General features: G+C 43.3%; 16 protein-coding genes. 5 read left to right on the top strand and 11 right to left on the bottom strand.

Annotation, left to right across the window (positions count from 1 at the left end; genetic code table 11):
* Positions 1 to 58: 58 nt before the first annotated feature.
* Positions 59 to 1,543 (bottom strand): S10 family peptidase, encoded by a 1,485-nt coding sequence (locus Q4533_RS06820; RefSeq protein ID WP_303502505.1) that lies wholly within the window; start codon positions 1,541 to 1,543, stop codon positions 59 to 61.
* A gap of 324 nt (positions 1,544 to 1,867) precedes the next feature.
* Here Q4533_RS06820 and Q4533_RS06815 point away from each other — a divergent pair, with 324 nt between their 5' ends.
* On the top strand, positions 1,868 to 2,884 hold the full coding sequence (locus Q4533_RS06815) for a phosphotransferase (protein WP_102439983.1): 1,017 nt from the start codon (positions 1,868 to 1,870) through the stop codon (positions 2,882 to 2,884).
* 110 nt (positions 2,885 to 2,994) lie between these two features.
* Here the strand turns inward: Q4533_RS06815 and Q4533_RS06810 are convergent, their stop codons facing one another.
* Positions 2,995 to 4,359, bottom strand: coding sequence for a hypothetical protein (locus tag Q4533_RS06810; protein ID WP_102439984.1), 1,365 nt, complete (start codon positions 4,357 to 4,359; stop codon positions 2,995 to 2,997).
* A 194-nt stretch (positions 4,360 to 4,553) separates the two neighbouring features.
* The gene (gene pmbA, locus Q4533_RS06805; RefSeq protein WP_102439985.1) at positions 4,554 to 5,897 is read right to left on the bottom strand and encodes a metalloprotease PmbA; all 1,344 of its coding nucleotides are present in this window, start codon (positions 5,895 to 5,897) and stop codon (positions 4,554 to 4,556) included.
* 355 nt (positions 5,898 to 6,252) lie between these two features.
* On the opposite strand from pmbA, the gene yjgA reads away from it, so the two are divergent.
* From yjgA to Q4533_RS06785, 4 genes are all read left to right on the top strand, one after another.
* Positions 6,253 to 6,786, top strand: a complete 534-nt coding sequence (yjgA, locus tag Q4533_RS06800; protein ID WP_303502504.1) for a ribosome biogenesis factor YjgA — start codon at positions 6,253 to 6,255, stop codon at positions 6,784 to 6,786.
* Positions 6,787 to 6,810: 24 nt separating this feature from the next.
* Positions 6,811 to 9,387 (top strand): Ig-like domain-containing protein, encoded by a 2,577-nt coding sequence (locus Q4533_RS06795; protein WP_303502483.1) that lies wholly within the window; start codon positions 6,811 to 6,813, stop codon positions 9,385 to 9,387.
* Between the two features lie 245 nt (positions 9,388 to 9,632).
* The gene (locus Q4533_RS06790) at positions 9,633 to 10,511 is read left to right on the top strand and encodes a LysR substrate-binding domain-containing protein (protein WP_303502481.1); all 879 of its coding nucleotides are present in this window, start codon (positions 9,633 to 9,635) and stop codon (positions 10,509 to 10,511) included.
* Positions 10,512 to 10,661: 150 nt separating this feature from the next.
* Complete coding sequence (locus Q4533_RS06785) at positions 10,662 to 11,159, top strand: hypothetical protein (protein ID WP_102475466.1); 498 nt, start codon at positions 10,662 to 10,664, stop codon at positions 11,157 to 11,159.
* Between the two features lie 197 nt (positions 11,160 to 11,356).
* Here Q4533_RS06785 and Q4533_RS06780 read toward each other — a convergent pair whose 3' ends face one another.
* The 8 genes from Q4533_RS06780 to rng all read right to left on the bottom strand — a co-directional run bounded on the left by Q4533_RS06780 (position 11,357) and on the right by rng (position 24,447).
* Positions 11,357 to 12,505: an ABC transporter permease gene (locus Q4533_RS06780; RefSeq protein ID WP_303502457.1), complete on the bottom strand. Its 1,149-nt coding sequence runs from the start codon at positions 12,503 to 12,505 to the stop codon at positions 11,357 to 11,359.
* Positions 12,502 to 13,686, bottom strand: coding sequence for an ABC transporter permease (locus tag Q4533_RS06775; protein WP_102531485.1), 1,185 nt, complete (start codon positions 13,684 to 13,686; stop codon positions 12,502 to 12,504). The genes Q4533_RS06780 and Q4533_RS06775 overlap by 4 nt, the downstream gene beginning before the upstream one ends.
* 38 nt (positions 13,687 to 13,724) lie before the next feature.
* A complete protein-coding gene (locus Q4533_RS06770) occupies positions 13,725 to 14,699 on the bottom strand; it encodes an HlyD family secretion protein (RefSeq protein WP_102439991.1) in 975 nt (324 codons plus the stop codon).
* A complete protein-coding gene (locus Q4533_RS06765; protein WP_102475501.1) occupies positions 14,689 to 16,089 on the bottom strand; it encodes a TolC family protein in 1,401 nt (466 codons plus the stop codon). The genes Q4533_RS06770 and Q4533_RS06765 overlap by 11 nt, the downstream gene beginning before the upstream one ends.
* Positions 16,090 to 16,282: 193 nt before the next feature.
* Entirely contained in the window at positions 16,283 to 17,731 is a 1,449-nt protein-coding gene (gene tldD / locus Q4533_RS06760) for a metalloprotease TldD (protein WP_102439992.1), read from the bottom strand.
* Positions 17,732 to 17,820: 89 nt separating this feature from the next.
* Positions 17,821 to 18,651 carry a carbon-nitrogen hydrolase family protein gene (locus Q4533_RS06755; RefSeq protein ID WP_102475462.1) on the bottom strand — a complete coding sequence of 277 codons (831 nt, stop codon included), beginning with the start codon at positions 18,649 to 18,651 and terminating at the stop codon, positions 17,821 to 17,823.
* Positions 18,575 to 22,957 carry a YhdP family protein gene (locus Q4533_RS06750; protein WP_303502452.1) on the bottom strand — a complete coding sequence of 1,461 codons (4,383 nt, stop codon included), beginning with the start codon at positions 22,955 to 22,957 and terminating at the stop codon, positions 18,575 to 18,577. Before Q4533_RS06750 ends, Q4533_RS06755 begins: the two co-directional genes overlap by 77 nt.
* Positions 22,957 to 24,447, bottom strand: coding sequence for a ribonuclease G (rng, locus tag Q4533_RS06745; protein WP_102439994.1), 1,491 nt, complete (start codon positions 24,445 to 24,447; stop codon positions 22,957 to 22,959). Before rng ends, Q4533_RS06750 begins: the two co-directional genes overlap by 1 nt.
* Between the last annotated feature and the right edge of the window lie 56 nt (positions 24,448 to 24,503).

Below are 24,503 nucleotides of genomic sequence, written 5' to 3'. Positions count from 1 at the left end.
AATCAATAGCTCAGCCACCTAAAATGAGTGCGACTTTGCTATTTTTAAACATTAGCAGTTAATATTTTGCTGCCGCATCTTCTTTTGGCAAACTGTTCTCAATAAACTCACGTAAGTCTTGATTTGATTGCTTTAAATCTTCGGCACGTAAATACATCATATGACCGCTGCGGTAGCCTTTAAAGCTAAGGCGTTGTTTCATTTTGCTGCTCGGATCTAATTGCCACATGCTATATTTGGCATCGAAGTAGTTCGTCGCGCCGTCATAGTAACCCGCTTGAAATAACACATTTAAATATGGGTTTTGCGCCATCGCCTGACGTAGGTTTTCACCGGTTTTATTTTCGGTGCGATCCCACGGGTGTACATCACCCAGCATGTAATATTTTACATCGGTTTTGTAATTTAGCTCTTCACGCATGTAAGCATTAATTGCAGGGGTAAAGGAGTGTAACCAAGACATAAGTTCAGCGTTAAAGTCTGGGCTATCACCGACATCTTGTTTATCTATGCCAATATAACGTGAGTCTAAACGGCCAATGGTTTGCCCACGCTCACGCAGTAACTCTTTCCAAAAGTATCGAGTTGACACATCAAGGTTTGATTTCAAAATAACATCAACACTGAGGCCTGAATACAGCGCCACTTTCTCTGCAATTTTTTGTTTATGATCTGGAGCGATAAAGCCGCCCATAGCTAGTGCAGGGATATATTCATTAATGGTAAAGGCTTCAACTTCAGGCAAAAAATCAGCAAGGTCGGCTTGTTGAAGTTCAGCAGTTAAGGCTTTGTGATACCAAGCCGCTGCTGCGAAATACGGTAAGCGGTTAGCTGATTTAACCGGGCCTTTGCGCTCAATACCCATGTCAGTCGGCGAGACTAAAATAACCCCATTCACATACATCCATTGGCGATTTTGTAACTCAAGTGCCAACCCAGCAACTCGGGTGGTGCCATAGCTTTCACCAATCAGATATTTAGGTGAGCGCCAGCGTTCAGTACGACTGACAAAGGTATTGACCCATTCAGCTAAATATTTGATGTCAGCGTTAACCCCAAAGAACATCTCTTGCTGCTCATCTTTGCTTGGCATTTCACCGTCTTTATTAGCTAGCACTCTTGAATAACCAGTATTAACCGGGTTTACATAAACAATGTCTGCAATATCTAAAATCGAGTATGGATTAGTTTTCACCCCATAAGGTTGTAATGGATAACCCTCATCATCGACATTAATAGCACGCGGGCCGGTATAGCCAATATCCATCCACACAGAAGCAGAACCAGGGCCACCGTTAAATGAAATCAGTAGTGGTCTTTTGGCAGTATTTTTTACATTATCTCTTTGATAATAGGTATAACTTAATGTCGCAACCGCCTCGCCTTTTTTATTCCATACTGGCTGTGTTCCAACCGTTGCAGTATAGGAGAAGCTATTACCGTTAACTTTGGTTTTATGGCTGGTGACAACACTACTGTCGACAGGAATGTGACGACTATAATCCTGCTTTTTAGGTGTCACTTGCTCTTCAGCAAGCGTCATTGTAGATACAGAACATAACAATAAACTTGCTATGATGGCTGTAATCATCTGTGTTTTCATACCTTCTCTCTTATTATTGATATTGTCGATTGATAGTTGCTTGTGGCAATTAAAGATTCAATGATACATTTATGTAAATATATTTAATGTCCATATGATTAAAAGTGCAATACCAGTGTGTGGAGCGATAAAGAAAACCCTTAAAGTACTCATACTTATCAATTACTTAATCGTTAACATTAATCGTAAGCAAACGTATATTCACATTTTAGATATCGGTAAGGCTATGCTAAAAGCAACAATAACAACAATAGAATCCAAATAATGACTTCCCCCATAGCGCAAAAGCGTCTGCAACAGAATCAACAAACACCTCATCAACTCCCCTTGCAAACATGGCAAGCTTCAAGTTGGCCTAAAGCAGCAAACCTTTGGGTAACATCTGTATTGGCAGCTCATAATATTGAGCCAATAGGTGACCTTGTAGAAATAAAGTGCTGGTCTCTAGGGCAGGTTTTACAGCAAGCAACCACTCAAGGTGATGTGTATTTTAAAGCGACGGCTTATTTACCATTATTTTCAAATGAAGCGAAACTTTGTCAAAAGCTGGGTCAATTATTTCCGCAACAGTCGGCCAAAGTGATAGCGATTGATGAAGCAAAGCAATGGATGCTGACAGAGGATTTTGGCGTAGCCTATGAAGATACTGTGCAGCTCACCGCATGGGCTGAGGCTTTTGCTTCGTTTGCACAAATGCAAATACACAGTGCTGATCATATTGACGCAATAGCTCAATCAGGTTGTTTAACTCGCGATATACACAACTTACCGCTACAACTCAAAAGCATATTTGATGATGACAGTATTTTAACAAGGCTGCCAACGTCGATGGCGCTTACCCATCAACAATATCAGGCGATATTAATCTCACTTCAACACTCAATTACAGCCTTGGCGCAATTCAATTTACCCAATACGCTAGTGCATAGTGATTTACACATTGAGAACATCGCTAAGGTAAACGGTCGGCATATTTTCTTTGACTGGAGTGATGGCTGCATTAGTCACCCATTTATTGATGGCACTTACTTATATCGAATGAAAACCACTAATGAACAACAGGCTGTAGTTCATCAGTACTTATCACAATGGCGCCATTTACTCTCAATAGAGCAATTACATGACGCATGGAATATCGCTGAAGTCGTTTGCTATGCCCATCAAGCGGTGTCTTATGCACACATGATCAATCAACTACCGCCACAGGGTGTTGAGGATGTACAAACTGCTTTTGAAAATGCCTTTAAGCGATTGTTTAATATGGCGTTAACGGCAACCTGAATGACATAATTAATTGCTGTTAAAGCTCGCAGCGAGACTCAAATTTAAAAAAATGCCGATAATATTTATCGGCATTTTGATTGATTTACTGTTTTTATGACTCTCAATAACTAAAGCTGTACCAAGTTATACCCAAAAGAGCTGCTGCTATCTGGCATTAATACAAAGCTGTAATTACTTTCACCGTCAAAGCTAATAAAATCAGATTGATATAATAAGGTTTTAGTACCGTTATCTGACTCATAAACCACATTAACTTCATAATTATCATGGAGTAATACTAAGCTATCTTGATCGGTAAAATCCAAATCCGTGATGCTATATTCTGCCGACTCAATCGTCTCCGAGCTGCGAACAAAATACACGCTTAAATCATCATAATCCTGCGATAAATTCACGATATCAACGTTGTTTTCAAAGGCTCTTGGGCGCAAATCATGTTCAATGACCATGCCTTTAATTGTGTCATCTTGGTATAGCAATAAGGTACGGACATCATCTTGATTAAAGGTCACTAGTACATTGTCTAACAGTATTTCTGCAGTGGCTGAATCTGTGACACTGACGCCATAATCATTAAAACCGGTTTGTTGGTAATCGCTTACAGTAAAAGGAGCGATATCAAGTAAGTAATGCGACTCAGCTTTACTGATCACATCGACATCTAAACTACGTTGCTCTAGCCCGTTAAAGACCCGAAAATCTGCAGTAGCATCGATGTTAGTGTAAGACGTTGGCGTTGTGGTTGAATCGACACTGTCGATCACCACTTTTAAATCACCTGAACCAAAACTGTTTCTAATCATAAATTTATAAACAGTTTCTGTGGTTAAGCTCATACTGCTTGTGGTGTAGACCACATTATCTGTACCCTTGTCGGTGAGATAAACAATATAGTCATCAGTGTCGAGCATCAATTCTGAGGTGACCCCACGGTAATCGACACTACCAATCATAGTGGCATCGGCGTATGAGTCAGTGTCGAGGGAAATGTAAGCATCAAATGCCATTTCCTCTGCAGTAACATTGGCAACCAGCACCTGCATTTTACTGTATTCATTATCTTCATCGCTATTGAGGTCATCCATATCCGCGCGGTCATAAATAACCTTGAGTAGCTCCGGCGAGTGATAATCACCATAAAGGACAAATAAATGATTCTCTTCTTTATCTAGATCCATGTCCTCAGAATAAATACTGCTTGAATCACCATTTTCATCTGAACCATAGATCTCCATGGTGACACTACCAGTAGCGTAACTATAGCGGGGCATACTGTCGCTAAACGCCACCGAAGTGTATTCATACTCGTCCATCACCAATGATGTGGCTGTGCTGTTAGCCGACGCATTATAAAACTGGATATAAGCACTATCAGTTTCACTGTTATCATCACTATCAGAAGAATCACAGCCCATCAGAGTTAAGGAGCTCAGTCCCAACATCATTAATCCACACATTTTTTTATCAAACATAACAACTCCATTAACGATTTAACTACATATTAATGGATAGGACTAAGCTTGAGCGTAATCGATTGTCAAGAAGTGTAAAGCTCATAAAGACTATGTAAATTAGAGGGTTCCATTACTCTGACAAAAACAAAAAAACACCGACAAGTCGGTGTTTTAAAGGTTAAGACAGTAAACTTATTACTGCAGTGCAGCGCTTAGCTACCGGCTATTTTCATTTCACTCAGTAAGATACCGCCAGTGCGAATAGATGAACGTAAGTCTCTATCCTTAGCCACACCTTGAATGCCCATGAACATGTCTCTTAAATTGCCTGCAATGGTGATTTCTTCTACTGGGAACTGAATTTCACCGTTCTCAACATAAAATCCAGCAGCGCCGCGAGAGTAATCGCCTGTGACCATATTGACACCTTGGCCCATCACTTCTGTGACGATAAGACCTGTGCCCATGGCTTTTACTAATTCATCAAAGGTTTGGCCGCTATGACTTAAGGTCCAGTTATAAATGCCACCAGCATGACCTGTATTGACTAAATCTAACTTGCGCGCTGAATAACTGGTTAGCAGGTAAGTGGATAAATGGCCAGCATCGATAATATTACGCTGCTGGGTAGCCACACCTTCACTATCATAATTTGCACTGGCTAAAGCGCCAATAAGATGTGGGTTTTCCTCGATGTTAAACCATTCAGGAAACAGCTGCGTATTAATCGAATCTTGTAAAAAACTCGATTTACGGTACAGACTGCTACCACTTATCGCACCGATCAAATGCCCCATTAAACCAGTGGCGATTTCAGGCGAAAATAGTACAGGCAGTTTAGCCGTGGGAATTTTACGGGCATTGAGACGACTAGCCGTTTTGTTAGCGGCTAAAATCCCCACTGACTCAGGCGTCATTAACTCATTATATTTACGTGCAATGGTGTAATCATAGTCACGCTGCATGTTGCCATCGTCTTCTTCACCGATCACCACACAACTTAAGCTATAGCGTGAGCTGCAATAGCCTTTTAAAAATCCGTGACTATTGCCATAGACCTTGGCTGCAGTATGAGCATTAGCGGTCGCGCCATCAGAATGCTGCACCCGACTGTCTACTGACAAACTGGCTTCTTCGGCGCGAATGGCTAATTGAGCTAGTTCATCAGGAGTAATATCTTGAGGATGGTATAAATCTAAATCGCGGATGGTTTGCGCCATTAACGCTTTATCAGCAAGGCCACTAAAAGGGTCTGATGAGGTATAACGGGCAATATCATCAGCGGCTTTAACGGCAACGGCAATGGCTTCAGGACTAAGGTCAGAAGTTGAAGAGCTGCCCTTACAACCATCACGATAAACCGTAATACCTAAAGCACCATCTTTATTAAATTCAACGGTTTCAACTTCTTTTTCACGGGTTGAAACCGACAAACCTTGTTGTTTGCTAATGGCAACTTCAGCCGCACTCGTGCCTAACTTTTTTGCATGCTCTAATGCGACAGCAACGGCATCTTGTAACGCCGTTAATTCAGTATCAATATTATTGGTAGACACAAATTTACTCTTTAGTTTCCATTGTTAGGCTTAGCATATCAAATTCAAAACTGTATTGATAACCATCAAAACAAGGATTTACCCACCACAATGGCGCTAAATAAACTAACCTTAAGTTAATCAGTGAGTATCATATTGAATTCTCGCAGATTGATTCTATGAAGCTGGTTGATAAATCGGTCTCTACAGGCTTGCTCTTTTGGCAAGCTGAAGACGATGGTAAGCATCAAAGATTGACCAGCCTTAACATATTTAAAAAATATTCATCGGCTTAAGCTTGAAAACCCGTTATACAGTGGCCTACACCACCCTGAAAGTGCTATTATTCGCCGATATTTATGAGAGGTTTATTACTATGAAAATTGTCGGCGATTCAGATCACTTTAAACAGCCATACGACAATGACGATGAATACGTCAGCAGAACAGAATTTAAAAAAGAAAGCGAAGAAGCTCAAGAGCTTGGCATGCGCTTAATTGCATTAAGTAAAACGCAGCTTGATAAAGTCGAGCTAGAAGAGTTTTTATACGATGCAGTATTAAAAGCCAAAAATATTAAGCAAAAAACAGAAGCCTATCGTCGTCATTTACAATACATTGGCAAACTAATGCGTGGCTATGATCATGAGCCAATCATTAAATCAATCGATAATGTATTGAATAAAAACAATAATGAATCTGCACAGGTTCATAAAATTGAGAAATTGCGTGCGCGCTTATTGGAAAATCCAAACGAAGAAGTTGAAGCTTTACTGGCTGAATACCCAAGTTTTGAGCGTCAAAAGTTACGTCAATTAATCAGACAAACCAATAAAGAACTCGCTAAAGGCCCTGAGTCAAAATCATTTATCGAGTTGTTTAAATATTTACGTGCTGGAATAACCGAATAAACACCACTTACAAGGATGTTGCTGATGCCACTAAATACAATAATACGTGCACTGCCTTTTTCTATTGCTTCACTATTTTTAATGACCGCTTGTAATGGGCCTTCTGATGATAACGATACTGGCAGTGGAGGCGAAGGCAGTTACAGCATTAGCCTAAGCTACCAAAGCGTTGTTAATGGTCAATGCGCTGAAACCACAGATGAATTACGCTTTGATGTCACTGAGCGCTTTTGCGCAGTAGCCCAGTTAAAGCAATCCAATAGTAATGTCAGTGGCGCCATTGTCAGCTTTGCCCCAAATTTTGGTCAAGCCAGCGTTGATAGCACACTAACAAACAGCAGTGGTATCGCCAGCGTATTCATCAGCACCACAGATAATACTGTCGGCGCAGGTACCTTAGTGGTGTCTCATACCCCTACAGATACTGAATCCGAAACTGATGACAGTGTTTCTGCCTCGCGTAATTTTGAATTTATTAATTCAACCACCACGCCAACACCTGAAACCATCACAATCAATGCCAGTATTACTCAGGCAGGGCAAACGGTAACCCGTTTTAAGATTGATCAAGCCGTATTGCTTACGGCAGCAGTTTTAGATGGCAGCAATCAACCAATAGCGGATCAATTAGTGAGCTTCCAGGCTGGCAGCGCCAGTTTATCGCCAAATACCGCCTTAACCTCTACTGATGGTATTGCTACTGTTAGCTACACCCCAAACAGCAGTGAACTTGGCGCTTATAGCTTAATTGCCAGCACTGACTTTGATGGCACCACGATTTCAGGCAGCAGTGCCTATGAAGTGCTAAGTGGCGATGAAGTGATTCCTGAAGGCACGATTAAGTTTGGTTATTTTGTTGACGATGAGACATTCATCGAAGATAAGCTAGGTTCAACCTTAATCGCTGATGACCCCGACGCAGATCCTCTAACCTACACCATCGGTGCAGGGGCAAGTTTTGGCGTTTATGCTGATGTGATTATTGAAGCGGCTGACGGTACATTCGAGCCATTACAGACCCCCGTAAGCGTATCGTTTAGTTCTGATTGTGTCGCCAATGGCGATGCGAGTCTTGATACCCCGGTTACGACATCCTCAGGCAGAGCCAACTCAACCTTTCAAGATAGCAGTTGCAGTGGCAACAGTATTCGCAGCCAACGAATTATCGCTGCAGCCGTTATTGGTAATGACACCTACAACGCCAACTTCGATTTCTCTTTAGAGCGCCAAACTTTAGGTAGCTTGAGCTTTATCTCTGCAGAGCCAAACCAAATTCGCATTAAAGGCGCTGGCGGTACAGGTTCTACTGAAAGCTCATTAGTGACTTTCTTAATCAGTAGCGCCAATGGTCAACCTGCAGCGCAGCAAAAGGTGACCTTTGGTTTAGACACCGTTATCGGCGGCTTAAAGTTTGCCAATGGTGATGAGGCTATTAGTAATGCCAACGGATTAGTTAGCGTTACGGTTCAGTCTGGCACTGTGCCAACCCCAGTAAGAGTGTCAGCATCTGCAGAAGATAAAGATTCGGGCATCATCATTACCACTCAATCAGAGCAGTTAACCGTTAACACAGGCCTGCCGCAACAACTGGGCTTTAACATTTCTCCTTCTTTGTTCAACCCAGAAGCTGCTGATGTTAACGGTGTTGAAGTCACCATGACCGCTTACGCCTCTGATAGCTTTGGCAATCCAGCGCCCGATGACACCACCATTAACTTTACCGCAGAAGGTGGCCAAATTCAGCCATCTTGTTTAACTGTCAATGGCAGCTGTTCAGTGGTTTGGACCTCAACTGATCCACGCCCAACGGATCATCGCGTCACTGTATTGGCTTATGCTTTAGGTCATGAGACCTTCTTTGATACCAATGGTAATAATATCTTTGATGATGCCGATGCTTACAAAAATCCTGAGTCAAACTTTGAGCCAACTGATGACGGTGCAATTATTAATGCATGTTTAGATACCGATGGTGTAACGCTTGTAGCTTGTACTGGCAATGGTATGGACATCGAAACTTATCATCAGAGTGGCTATAGCGATTTAGGTGATGCTTTTAGAGATGATGATGAAACTGGTGTTTATGTTTCCGGTAAACCATTTTTCAGCGCATTAGGTAAAAGCAGCTATTCTGGTCCTGACGGAAAATTCAACGGCCCTCAATGTGAAGGTAGCTTGTGCGGTGAAGGCCAAGCGAACAAAACTTACATTCGCGCAGCGACGATATTAACCATGTCAGGCTCAACTGCAACTATTATTACTTCTGATGATAATGGTGCATTTGGTGATTCACCCGTCTCACCTGAAAGCATGACAACGGTGGAAGTTGAACTGTATGACAGTGCCAATCAAATGATGCCAGCAGGTTCAACTTTAACGGTTGCAGCAGTCAATGGATCTATCACCTTTAGTGGCTACACAGTTCCAAATGCTACCTGTTTTAGCTTTAAAAAATCGGATGCTACACACTCTTGTAATCAAGTAGCGACTCAGTTTAGCTATACCGCAGCTGATGAAACTGGTGAAGACATCATTACTTTAACCGTTACCACTCCGCGTGGCATTAAGACAGAAGAATCGGTCAAGGTTACGGTGCAATAGCACTGCTAAAACCCCATTACGATCTGAAACTATTAAGGCCTGCTAATGCAGGCCTTAATTTTATGTGGCCTTACCTTATTCAGGAAAAGTCACCACATCAAGCTAATGCACCAAATAAGTGCTTAAAGAAGCACTATTGGTAACTGTGACTAATAATTAAACTTTTAAATATCTGTTTTATCTACAATATTTAGTTGGTCTAGTCTTTGCTTAGCCTGCATCGACTTTAGTAAAAAGGATTTTAAATGCTACCTTTACATACCTCATTACGAGGTTTGCGTTGTTTTTGTGTTGCAGCCGAATGTCTCAGTTTTAAAGAGACTGCTCAAAAATTATTTCTCACCCCTTCAGCGGTGAGCCATCAAATTAAACAGCTAGAAGAAAACCTACAACAGCAATTATTTATTCGCCAAACTCGCTCAATCACTTTGACAGAAACAGGAATGCGCTTTTATCAACAAATTACCCCGTTAATGCTGCAGCTGACCGAAACAGTCAATAACTTCAATAATGCCCACACCATGCATGAAGTCAGTATTTCAATGCCAGAATTTTTTGCCAGTGAGCTGTTTGTACCGCAACTGGTGGGTTGGTCAAACGAATACCCTAATATTAATTTAAAGCTCGAAACCGTTAAAACCCGCGCCAAACAAACGGCCAATACAGATCTGTCGATCGTGTTATCTGGTAGTCGCCAAGACCCTGATAAATCGTATGATTTATTTCCGCTTAATTATGTTCCAGCCTGTAACCCAGCACTGTTTAACAGGCTTGAACATAAAGGCTTTAGCGCCCTGTTAGAAGTCCCGTTAATCATGCATCAGGCAAGACCCTATGCCTGGCATCAATGGGCTGAAAGTGTTGGCCTTGATCATTTCAAACCCAAACAAATAATTCAATTAGATAGTATGTTTAGCGTCGCAAGAGCTGCTGAGCAAGGTTTAGGCATCGCATTAATCCCACTGCCTATCAGTAAATCATGGTTTGAAAACAATCAGTTAATTTCATTATTTGAGCAATCTTTAACCAGTCACGACCGCTACTATCTGATCAACCATAACAATGTCACCAAGCCTGAAGTGCAGTTACTTATTGATTGGGTTATCGCCCGCTTCCATTTTTAAACCACCTCACCAGGGCTGACTAATAGGTTAACCACTTCATGAGTGAATAAATCTCACTTATCAAATTGATTTATCTCGTTTGTCAGCCTCAGACTTTTTTCCTAAATTAGCCCTGTAGCAACTAGCTACTACCTATAAAGGAATATAACCATGAAAAAATCAACACTCTCTATCATCACCGCAGCTGGTTTATTATTATCAAGCTCTGCTGTGATGGCCAATGCCATCGAAACGAGCAAATATAAAATGGTACTTATTGAAGACACACCTGGAGTTGATGCCATTCAATCTGGTGACATCAGTGAAGGCATCGCCCTAACAGAAGCTGCCACCGCCACTGTCATTGACAAATACACTCGCAGTTTGAGTCTTTGTGTTGGCTACACTAAGCTTTCAAAGTTTGATATTGCTGAAACAGCTTGTACTGAAGCGGTAGAAATGGCCAATAAGGCTGCTAAGTTACCCTCAATGCAAATGCGAGCTTATGCCTACAATAACCGTGGTGTTATGAAGTTAATGGCTAATGATAATCTAGGCGCACTGGCTGATTTTAAGAAAGCAGCAAAAGCCAACCATGAGCCAATTTACCAACATAACTTAAGTCGCTTAGAAGCGGAATTAAGTCGCTCTGAAACAGGAACGTTATAATTTGGAAGACGATCAACAACGACAGCAAAGCTTAATGATTAAGCTCAAAGACATGAAAAACAAAATAGGTATATTTCATCTGAATATACCTATTTTTATTTATCAAAAAAATATCAATATCACGATCACTGGATAATTAAGCTCAATACGCCATAATTAACCAGCTAATTCACAGCCCTAAAGGCCGCCACTCAAAACTAAACACTGGCCCCTTCCTTACTAAATAATCGACGTCTTACGCCAATATAAGCCAGCAAGCTAAACAGTAAAAATAAGCCCCACATTTGCAGCCACATTGGCATGATGGCATCCCATGAGGCGCCCATTTGATTTAACTGCAACATACCCATAATGGCAGGTACAGCAGGGATAATTTGCGAAGCTTGCACTAACGGCTCAGGAATTAATGCCAGCGGCCACACAAAGCCTGAGACAAATAAAATCGGCATTGAGACCAATAATAATACTTGAGTGGGTAAGTCACGCCTGACAAACAAACAGCTTAATGCAACCCCGCACGCCGCAGTCGATAATATAAATGGCACCATAAACAGCAACACTTGGCCTAAACTCGCTTGCACACTAACGCCGTAAAAGTAGTAGCAATAGCCCAAATAAAAACATGAAAAAAAGCTATAAATTAAACTGAAAACGGCTATTCGTGCGGTGATCAACGCCAGTGGCGATACCTGCTGCCAATAGCCCTGTTTACGCCATTGGCCTGCGCCTAAAATACTGGCACCTATCAAGAGGGTTTGATGCAAGATCAGTAAAAATAATCCCGGCACCACATAAGGGGTATAGCCTAAACTTGGATTAAATGCCGGCACACTATTTAAATTGACTGAATTAAGATCTTGTTGAATTTGCTGCGGATTCTCGCCCCGCGCCAGTAAGCCTATCATTTGCACTTGTTTACTGGCATCCATGCCTGCTGCCACTAACCCTTCTGCTACCGCAGAATAAATTAAGAAGTAACTGGCATCACCACCGTAACTTAAGGTTGCCCCTTTACCCAGCAGTAGGTTACGCCTAAAGCCTTCTGGAATAACCAATAAACCAAAGGCATTGCCGTTAGCAATCCACTGCTGCGCCTCATTGATGCTGGCCACTTGGCTGACTATTTTGATTTTGGGGCTGGCATCGGCATGACGCACTAACTGTCTGCTCAATGAAGAGTTATCATGATCTACCACGACAATTTTTTGCTCGGTAGGGACTTGATGTAAATAAGGCAGAGGGTATAACACCGAGTAAAACAGTAAGCCGCCAAAAACCGTCAGTACAATATCTTTATCACTTAACAGCGCTTTAAAATCAGCGATAACAAGTTGCAACCTATTCATCGTGCCTCCTGCTGTTGGCTCACAACAGCTAACGACTCAGCACTATTTACCGGCGCTTGTTTTTGACGAATAATTTTTACTAATAACCAAGCAATAGGCAATAACACGAGAAAATATAACAAGGAGCTAGATTGCAATAATACCTGCCCAGCCTCGGCGCCATAGCTAACCACAATAACATGGGTGTCCATATAATGACTTGAAGGCATTAACAATCGCCACCACTGCGCCAATTGCGGCATATCATTAACTGGAAATGTAATCCCCATAAAGGCAAATGCTGGCGCAAACATCGCCGAGCCCATACTGATACTGCCAGCAGGCTCGCGCATAACCACCACCACTAATATGACCAATAGCCACAAGGCCCCTAGCATCATGGCCTGAGTCAGTACTAACAAGCCTAAGCTGCCAGCAATGGGTAAGCCTAAATAGCCATATAACCAAACTAAAATAAAGCCGCCATGGAGCAACATGATTGGCGTGTAGAGCATGACTTTAGTGGCCACTAATTGCCAAAAATTATCAGGCAATAAGCATTTATCTTCACCTTTGATCAAACTAGCATTTAAGCTATTCACGAACACCATCATTGATAATAACTGCAGCAATGCAATTAATACTGGCGGCACTAAAAATCCGACGTAGTTATTATTACGATTAAATAAAGCCGTGGTTTGACTGGTCACTGGGGATAAATTTACTGCAACAGATGCTTTATTGGCACCGCCTAAAAGTTGTTTTAGCCCCGCCACTTGCATTAACCCTGAGCCAAGGCTTAATTGTAATTGACTGGATAACAACTTACCGACTAATAAGAACTGGCTGTTATAACGAATATCTATGGTCGGGCTAGCGCCTGTTAATAAGCCATGCTTAAACTGATGGGGGTACACTACCAGCGCATAGACCTCTGCAGTACTCATAGCTTCTTGAGCCAGTGCCAGATTAGGATAAGTTTTAGGGCTGATAACGGAGTTAGCACTGAGGTTGCGAGTCAATGTTCGCGTTAGCTGGCTGTTATCTAAATCAACCACTGCTACGGGTAATTGTCGTGGTAAACCTGCACTAAATAGCCACCATAAACACAACATGCTGATGATGGGAATGTAAGTCACCAAAGCTAATTGCCAAGGTGAGTTCCACAGTGTCTTGAGTTCTTTCTGTAATAAAGCTCCCATGAGCGCCTCTAGCCTCTACTGGCTTGTAAATGCTGAGATTAATCTAATGTCAGTAATACTGACATGCCCACTCTAAGATCATCAATGGCTTCATTGGGGCGCAGCTCGACTTGAAAAGTACGCATATCAAAGTCGTGACCACTTTCAGTGGAGCGCCAAGTCGCAAAACTGCCCATCACACTGATGTGCGCCACTGTAAAGTCCGTGGTCAGTTTTAATGCCGGAATGGTTAGCGACACAACATTGCCCACTTTAAACTCAGCCAATTGGTCTTCACGTAGTTGCAATACGGCCCAGGCATCCGACATATCAATTAAACTGACCACAGGAAAACCACTTGGGGCTAACTCGCCAGCTTGTAATAACACGTCACTGACCTCAGCCACTTTAGGCGAGCGCATTTGGCTGTCGGCTAAAATGGCATTCACTTCTTTGACTGCACCTTCTGCCATACGGGCATTACCCGCCGCAGCAGCTTTAGTCTCGACTCGCGCGCCTTCATCGGCCATTTCATACATAGCTAACGCCGCTTGCTCAGTGTATTTAGCTGCTTGCCATTGGGTAAAGGCTTCATCGCGCTTTTGTCTGGCAACCACTCCTTCATTAAACAAGTTTTCAACTCGCTGATAGGTGGTTTGCATTAACTCTGTCGCCGCCTTAGCTTTGAGCCATTGCTCCTTTGCTGCGGTAACTTGCTGTTGTCTTGCGCCGTTATCCGCCTCTTGTTGCATGGCATTGGCGGCGTCACGACCGCCCTCCGCTTGCATTAATTTAGCGGCTAATTCCGGGCTATTAATGGCAAATAATAAGTCGCCAATGGCCACTTTGTCGCCGCGCCTAACCATGACTTGCTCAACGCGGCCGGGCACTTTAGAGGAGATATTGTATTCTCTGGCCTCTATTTGCCCCTGCAATACACTGGGTTTAGGCTCAAATGCCAATCTCAAGCCGTTAGCTAATATGCCCACCAAAAAAATAATGGCGATAACTGCAATAATCTTATTAGCCCGCATGCTGGCTCTCCTGTAATTGGGTTCGACCGATAAATTCATCCACTTGACCGCTGATGGCCATTAATCTGGCATATGCTTGTACATAGCGATATTGCGCCCCCAGTTGCTGGGTTTTAACAGCGCTGAGTTTAAGCTCTGCATCCACCCGATCGATTGAGGTTGATAGACCTTGATTAAAGGCAAGTTCACGTAATCTCAGGTTTTCGGTAGCGAGAGCTAAAGAGGCATTAAGGGCGTTAACTTCTTCATCTGCTTGCTGGAGTTGGCGATAGCTTTGATCCACCAGCAGGCTTAAGTCTTGCTGAGTTTGCGCCTTAGTATGCTTAGCTTGCAACAAGGCGCTTTGGGCGGCTTTGACTTTACCGCTGCGGCCATCACGGCTAAATATTGGCACATTTACGCCTAATCCAACCATCCAGTCGGGTTCAATTTGCGAAAATAAACTATCGTCCTCGTAAAGGGTGTAATTACCGTATAAAAATACGGTGGGATGATACTTACCCTTTTCGAGTTTAATTAGCCCATTCGCTTGGGTTTCTTTAGCCTCCAGCAGTTTTAGCGCAGGGTGCTGGCTGATGGTTAACTGGCTTAAGCGCGGCAATGATGGCGGCTGCGCCAGTGAGAATAACCCCGATGTAGGAGTAGCATTGCTCAGCTGCAACATTCTCGATAAAGCAATGGTCGACATTTCATATTGGCGTTGGGAGCTGCCTAAATTAACTTTGGCATTTTCTAGCGCCACTTGGGCATTTAAGCGCTCAACTTTGGCAATCTGCCCTTCGCGCTCTAATTTCTGCGCGTGTGACGCGTGCTCGGTTAACGAATCAACCAACTGTTGATTCGTTTGCACTAAGGTTTTGGTCACTGCTACTGCAAAGTAGCGATCGACAAGCTGGGTAAACAGCTCGCGGCTGACTAAGGCGTACTGATGCTTTTTTTCTTCCACTTGGGCGGCTTGAATACCTTGAGCCGCAGTAATTTGTCCACCAGTATAAATTGGCCACATGGCTTTTAAACTGGCTCGAAAAACGTCTTGCTCGGTAAACGGGGTCACAAACAGTGAGCCGGGGATCGCACCAATGATATTGCCAAGGGCTGGCGGCAGAGCGGCGGGATCTAATGATGCAATGGGATTAAGATCCCGTAAATCAAGTTCTACGGGTTTTTCTAAGCGGGTATAACTTCCTGATAGATCAAGCGAGGGCAAACTTAAGTCTTTGCCCGCATCTTGCTCCGCTTCAGCGCGGCTGACTTCTTGAGATTGCGCCTTTAACTTATCACTGACCGTTAGCAGTTGTTGCCAAGCCTGATTAAAAGCCAAGGGCTCAGCCTGAGCTGCGCTAATAACGCTGATCCCCACAACTAAAAATGCGGCAAAACGACTGCACATAATACGATTACAAATGACCAAATAGCCCATTACACCACCCTGATTAGATTTTTTACTCTATGTTATTAGCAAGTCGTGACTAACTTTACTTTTTACATCAACAACAGTTAGTTAAGTGTAGCTAAATATAAAGCAATGTCGATTAGAATGGCCTAAATAACTAAGGTGCTATTAAGGCACCTTGGTTTCATTGTTAAGCAGTGCCGCCAACGGTTAAACTGTCTAACTTCAAGGTAGGTTGCCCCACCCCAACTGGTACACTTTGACCATCTTTACCGCACACGCCGACACCTTGATCTAAGGCCAGATCATTACCCACCATAGATATTTGGCTCATGGCTTCTGGACCGTTGCCAATAAGCGTAGCCCCTTTAATTGCTTGGGTGACTTCGCCATTTTCAATCAGGTAGGCTTCTGAGGCTGAGAACACAAATTTGCCTGAGGTAATATCCACTTGGCCGCCACCAAAATTAGGCGCATAAATGCCTTTCTCTACTGACTTGATCATTTCTTCAGGCGTTGAAGTGCCAGCTTCCATATAGGTATTAGTCATACGTGGCATTGGCAGGTGCGCATAAGATTCACGGCGGCCGTTACCGGTTGTCGGCTCGCCCATTAGACGCGCATTAAGCTTATCTTGCATATAACCCTTTAAAATACCATTTTCGATTAAGGTGGTCTTTTGGGTTGGCACCCCTTCATCATCAATACTTAATGAACCACGGCGATTAACAATGGTGCCATCATCCACTACGGTAACTAATTCTGAGGCCACTTGCTGACCGACTTTACCGCTAAAGGCACTGCTGCCTTTACGGTTAAAGTCACCTTCTAAACCGTGACCTACTGCTTCATGCAGCAATACGCCAGGCCAGCCGTTACCCAGTACTACGGCCATTTCACCTGCTGGGGCATCAATAGCATTGATATTCACTTGGGCTTGACGCACCGCTTCACGGGCAAAATCAAAACACACAGGTAAACCGGCGTCATCAGTTGCCATAAATACGCTGTAATCATGACGACCGCCGCCACCGGCACTGCCGCGCTCACGCTTACCGTTATCTTCTAAAATAACACTACAATTAAAGCGCACTAACGGACGAATATCCGCCGCTAAGGTGCCATCACTGGCAGCCACTAAAATTTCTTCATGTACGCCAGACAAGCTCACTACCACTTGAATAATGCGGCTATCTAGGCTACGAATATAGGCATCAGTTTGCTTGAGCAAATTAATTTTTGGCGCTTCTTCCATGGCCGCTATGGGGTCATCACTACTGTAAAGCTTATGGGTGTCATGACGTTTAAAGGCATGTACTTTGTGCTCTTGGCCCGCCAAGGCAATGCCTCTTGCCGCTTCTGCTGCTGCGCGTAATGCTGCTGGATTAATTTCATCAGCATAAGCGAAACCGGTTTTCTCGCCAGTAATGGCACGAACACCGACTCCGCGCTCAATATGAAAGCTACCTTCTTTGATAATGCCATCTTCAAGCGCCCAGGTTTCATGGCGGCTGCCTTGAAAATATAAATCTGAAAAATCAATATTATGCTGATGAATAATGTTCAGATAATCTTGCAGCCCGTCAAGGGTGAGTGCGCCTTGTAATAAACTTTGTTCTACTTGAGCTAAAAATGGCATTAATTCTCTCTTTAAGCCCCATGGCCTGTATGTGGATTCTTGTCTCACCGAACTTAATTCATCGCTCGGTATGTTAGCTAATTCAGTATTTATTTTAATTGGGGCGCAATAAAGCGATTGTGCGCCGCCACTGGAATTTGTTGTCTTATGGTCGCTAAGGCGGCTAAATCAAGCTGGGCTTGCACCCAACCTAGACCGGTCTTTTTCTCAGCGATAATCTTGCCCCAAGGGTCTACTATCATACTTTGGCCCCAGGTTTCTCGGCTACCTTGGTTATGCTGACCCCATTGATCGGCAGCCAGAAAATAACACTGGGTTTCAATCGCCCTTGCTTGGATCAAGGTTTGCCAATGGGCTGCGCCTGTTACCTTAGTAAATGCAGATGGCAAGGCAATAATTTCTGCCCCCGCTAACCTTAATGCCCTGAATAAGTCAGCAAAACGTATATCGTAGCAAATGGCTAAGCCTATCTTGCCAAATGGGGTGTCAATGACAGTGATACGATCCCCTGGGCAAAAAGTATCACTTTCTCGATAGGATTGCGTTTTATCGGCAACCTCAACATCAAATAAGTGTAACTTATCATAGCTGCCTAAGGTATTGCCTTCATCATCAAATAAGTAACTGCGACTATAGACCCTAGCTGCATCTGCAGAAATCGGGATAGTTCCGGCCACCATATAAACATGATGACGCTGAGCTAATGCGGCCAGTTGCTGTTTAAGTTTGCTGGATTCTTCCACAGCAGCAACAGCTAATTGCTGCTGCTCGTGACCACCAAATAGCAAACTGCACTCAGGCAGTACTACCAGTTGCGGTTCATTAGCCTTTCGAGGTAATACACTAAGCTGCGAGTCGATAAAGGCCAGATTGGCTTTGACATCTGTGCTGCTTTGACATTGCAATAAACTGACTTGCATTGGCGCCTCCTTGGCATTGTCGATGATACAGGCTAAAGGACACGATATTGGCTGCGGCCTCTGTGGCTGCTTCATCTGCTTTTAGGTTTATGTCAGTAGCATCTACTTCATTAACACCAGCGTCATTAACACCAGCGTCATTAACACCAGCGTCATTAACATTAGCTTTATTAACATCAGTTGCATTCGGCTGATTTTCAGAGCGGTTTAGTTCTACACTCTCAGCTTTAGAGCTAATAGCTTCCGAGCTTACCGTACCTGCCCCGACCTTATCAGGGCTGACTTGTGTTGCTGGCGTTCTTGGCAAAATTGATTCTGGGATTTCGATTTCTTTACTTTTTCGCTCAAGCTCTTCTAATTGTGGCTCGGTCATAGTACCACCAAGGCGAAAACGAATTTCAGAAATAACCTCAATCACAGGCTCTAATACCTTGGTCAAGGCAAAGGCACCTAAGCCTAAAGTCCATGCGCTGGTACTAAGTAATACCACTGTAGGCACACTTGATGCCAATTGCGGAATAAAGCGAATATCATAATTTAAACTTTGGGTGGTTAAATCAGTATAACCACGCACTTTCATATTACCGGCAATCGCATCCATTTCAGTGTCAGTGGTTTTAACCACACCGTTATCGATATTAAGTGAGCCCCCGAACGAGTCAAAGTGTAACCCTTTACCAAACACATCAGAAAAATCTAAAGATAACTTACGCACTATAGAATCTAGGCTAAATAGCGAGAATATCCGCGCACCTTTATCACTAATTTCAGATAAGTAACCTTTGCCCATATCAAAACGTAATTTACCGTTTAGGGTGTCTAATGAGAAACCATAAGGCGGGCCCTGCCATGAAAACTCACCAACTAAATCAAGGGGGGCGTCTTTTAAGCCGGGGTTAATCCCAAGGACTTCTGACAATGCATCAAATTTACTGGCTTTCAATTTAACATCAAACTTAGTCAGGTTTTTGCCATCTTTAAAGGTCCAATCGCCAGTAGCTTGCAAGCTAACAATGGGCCGGGTGAGGGTTAATGTTTGAAAGCGATAACCGTCTTCATAAGGAATACCCTGCAGCACTAAATGGCCCAGACGCCTATCGTAGATGCCAAAATCATCCACATCCACAGCTAATGGCGGTAAATTATCGAGCATATTATCTGGGCTGAACTCCGCTTCTTCAGCAGGTTTAACCCTGGGCGTTAAATGCAATTTACTGGCAACAACTTTTAAGCCTTGTTCACGCCAACTGGAATAAAAATCAATCCGCCCATCAAATTCTTGTGACAAAACATCAAAACGCCATACATGCTCTAACGGCTTGGCGCTAAAACTCAGTTGATTAAAGTCTTGGGCTAAAATATCTAATTTACCCACCTTGGCATCAATTAACGCTAGCGGCGGGAAGAAGCTAGCTTTTGGCCGCGTTAGGGTAGCTTCTGTGGTGCTAGGCTGGTTTTCAGTGGGCGCTGAGGTTTCCGCTGCATGGGCTGTCACAGTATCAACCACGGCTGACTCAGCTGCAGGCTTATTGGCAAAAATACTGGCCATTTCCTCTTCAGTATTTACCAGTGCCGCAGCCGTGGTATCTGGAAGATCGATACTTGAGCTTGCCTTATCGGTAAATTGACTGATGATCGGCAGCCACTGAGTCAGCACCGCATCTGGTAAATCAATAATGATATGACCTTGGTCTTTGGCAAGCTTGTCGCCTAACTTAAACTGACGCCCCAAGATCAGATCATAATGGGCTAAATTATCACCACTTTGTTGATTGAAGCCGCCCCAAAACTCAGCTTGTTTCGCTAGTTTAAGCCCCAATGAGGCCTGTTTATTATCGCCAATAAGCTCTGCACTTAATCGGGTAGGCGTAGCGGCTGCTTTTGTAAACGGCGCAGGTAAGGATAATTCAGCGCCAACTAAGTCTGAGTTAAGCTGTACTTGCAGGCTGTAACCTGTGGGATCAAATATCATAGTGACCCCGCCATCCCAATCCAGTTGACCGGAATAATAGTCAGATAACGGGTTATCAATATAATCAGGTAGATTGTCTAAATCCCACAATCCTTTTAAACCAACGCTTAAGGCTAAATCATCAGCTGAGGTTTTGTTGGTGCCAAAATCAAATGTCAGTGGCTGCTCAAATAAATCTGCGTTGATTTGATTGCCGTTAACTTCAGCATTAATAAATGCCACAGTGCCATTTACTTTTTCCAAGTTAAGCCCTGGTGTGGCGATAAACACCTGGTTATCGTTAAAATGAATTAAGCCTTTATTGTCAGCAACACCGCCCTCATACAGCGGAATGGTTAAATCTAAATCACTGATAATATCCCCTGAAATTTGTACCACATCCAAGGTCGTCCCCACAGATGATTGCAAAGGCGAGTTATCAATAAGCGTTTTTGCAGCCGCTGCTGTTGCCGCGATTTCAGCTTCAATTTTTAAGGTGGTATCTTTACCCATAAACGGAATATAAACATGGGCGCCAGCAGCATTTACGTCTAATAATTTGCCCTTATTAATCATGATATCCATGGCGGCATTTTCAAATAAGGCATATAAGCTCAAATCATCAACTTTGGGCCAATCAGGCTGAAACTCAAATGCGCCGTCATTAAGGTTAAACCCAGCTTGAAAAATACCTGAACTGTCTTGATAAGGAAAACCGCTTAGATCACCATGCCACACAACTTGCGCATCAGGAATATGACCTTTGAGAATAGCCTGGTTTAGATAACTGACTAAATCATCACTCATGGTTTTAAGAGGGAAATAACGCCCTGCATTGGCAGCATTGCTGATAGCCACATTAGCATTTAACGCCAAGTGCGCTTGCGCAGCCATATCCAGCTGCATTGATGCGGCGAGATCAATATCATCATTGTAAAAATGGACTTTGGGTAAGGTAAGCCGTGATTTAGCTAAACTATACTGCGCTTTAAATGCATCAGCCGATAATGTTAGCGGCGCTTCAAAACCATCTTGAAAATCTAGCTGATATTGCTGCGCAGGAAACTCGGCACTTAATAGATTATTAGCCCAAGAAAGGCTGCCATCAATGGGTTTACTGCCGGGAATATTCCCCGCAGCTTGCCATTGCAGTTGTTTAATATCAGTTTTAAACAATAGCGGTTTATCGGCAACTTTGAGTAATTGCAGTGGCCCAATACTGCCCTGTGGTTGCAATTTACCCCATTGCTCAACCCCTTTAAGGCCCATTGACGGGATTAACGGCAATAATGGTGTCAGCATTTCTGGGGCGATTTGATTAACGCTAACGGATAAGTCACGGTAGTTGGTTTTTAAAGATAGTTGTAATTCAGGCCAAGCTTGCTCATTCGATTTAAAATCAAGGTCATAGCTATTAATCTGCCAGCCGTTATCACTGGGCTGCCAAGTTAACGCGCCGCCACCAATTTCAAATTTCTGCGACTCAGTAGTCCCATGCCATTGTAGCCAACTTGGCTCAAAGACTAATAAACCAGTATTAATGGTGCGGTGCTCAAACCCGAGCCAAGCTTTTAAATTTACAATGCCTTCAAATTCAATACTATCAAGCTTTAACTCTTTCTCATGTTGTCTTGATGCCCATTCCCCCAAGTCCAACGACTCAGCCGAGATATACACTTGGCCCTTAAGATTATCGGGTTGATAACCACTGCCTTTTAAATCAACTCTTAAAGCCAGTAGCTCTTTTTCTGAAGCTTGCTCATCAAGATGTATAAAGCCTTTAGCTCTGTGCATGCCCGCCATATTATGCCAAGTTAAATTACTAATAAATATCGGCCGATAATCATGGCTGTTACTGAGTAATTGTAAGGTGCCATCACTGATTGAAAAAGTCTCTAGTTGCTCTAACAATAGCGCATAGAGCCAATCGAGATCTGTGGCAGCAGCTGAGGTGGCCTCAGAGCTTGCAAGCGCATCCATGTTCAATGCCACATGAATGCCATCAAACTTGACCGTTTCGATTTGCGGGCTAAGGCTAAGTAGCGTTTGCCAAAAATCCAGTTTTAGATGTACCTTGCTGGCAATTGCAGTCACTGGTATAGCTTGCTGCGGCGGGATCACGATATTACTGACGGTTAAAGCGGGGCCATAGGCCTGCCATTCAGCAGAAACCTCACCCACTTGAACCTCAAGCTGATATTGCTGATATAAATAATCAACAATTTCTGAACGCACTTCAGGTAAATGTGGCAGTAAACCGCGGATAAGACTGACCGCTAGCGCGAATAGTACCAAGACTACGGCTACTGATTGAAAGCATATTCTGCACGCAATTAAGGTTTTACTCTTGGGCACTACACCATCACCACGTCATACTTATTTTGGGTATATAAGGTTTCATTTTGCAGTCTAATACGTTTACCGATATACACTTCAAGCTCGGCTAATAAATGCCCTTCTTCATTGCTTAAGCTCTTATAAACCGCAGGCGAGCAATACAATAAAAACTCATCTGCTTGGTAAGCACGATTCAAGCGAATGATTTCTCTAAACACTTCATAAGAAACAGTTTCAACGGTTTTCATTGAGCCAGTACCTTGGCAAGCTGGGCACTCGCCGCAGACGACGTGCTCTAAACTTTCACGGGTGCGCTTACGGGTCATTTCCACTAAACCTAAACCCGAAAAACCGCTGACACTGGTTTTAACTCTGTCGTTCGCTAAAGCGCTATTTAAGCTGTCTAGCACCCGCTTTTTATGTTCATCATTTAGCATATCAATAAAGTCGATAATGATAATGCCACCTAAATTACGTAACCGCAGCTGCCTAGCAATCGCTTGAGTGGCTTCAAGGTTAGTATTAAAAATGGTCTCGGCTAAGTTACGATGCCCCACAAAAGCGCCGGTATTAATATCGACTGTGGTCATAGCTTCAGTTTGATCAATAATTAAATAGCCGCCTGACTTTAATTCGACTTTACGCCCCAATGCGCGCTGAATTTCATTTTCAACGTCATAGAGTTCAAAAATAGGTGCTGGCCCTGAGTAATGCTCAAGTTTTTCGGCAATTTCAGGCATAAACTCTTGCGCAAAACCCTGCAGTTCTGCAAAAGTGCGTCGAGAATCCACTTGAATATGGTCAAGTTCGGCGCCAACAAAGTCACGAATAATCCGCACCTGTAGGGCTAAGTCTTGATACAACAAAGTCGCGCCTTTGCGCTTTCTACGTTCACAAACTTTTTTCCATACCCGGCGCAAAAACGCGGCATCTTGAGCCAGTTCATCATCGCCTACGCCTTCAGCAGCGGTGCGAATAATAAAACCACCATCTTCATCAACATAAGGTTCGGTAATCGCTTTTAAGCGAGCCCGCTCAGTCTCTTCTTCAATCCGCTGAGATACACCCACATGGCTTGAACCTGGCATAAAGACTAAGTAGCGTGAAGGCAAAGTAATATCTGTGGTGAGACGAGCACCTTTAGTACCAAGAGGATCTTTGACGACTTGCACTATGATGTCCTGACCTTGCCTGACTAATTCGGCAATATCACGCACCACAAAGTTGCCTTTTTCAACATCGGCAACACATTCGGTATGGGGAACAATATCTGAGGCATGTAAAAATGCAGCTTTTTCAAGACCGATATCCACAAAAGCGGCTTGCATACCAGGTAGCACCCGACTGATTTTACCTTTGTAGATATTACCGACTAAACCACGCTTCATACGTCGTTCAATATGGACTTCTTGCAGAACGCCATGCTCAACCAGTGCGACTCTCGCTTCTGTTGGCGTCACGTTAATCAGTAATTCAGAGCCTTTTTTACGCTGAGCTTTAGTTTGCATAAGCCACCTGTTTAACGTCTTGTTATACGATATGGGTTATCGAGCCAACTTCTGCA

Origin of the sequence: Shewanella sp. 6_MG-2023, from assembly GCF_030547195.1 — a bacterium.
Classification (GTDB): Bacteria; Pseudomonadota; Gammaproteobacteria; order Enterobacterales; family Shewanellaceae; genus Shewanella.
Note: the sequence above shows the minus strand (reverse complement) of the source record. Positions and strands in the feature narration are given on the sequence as shown.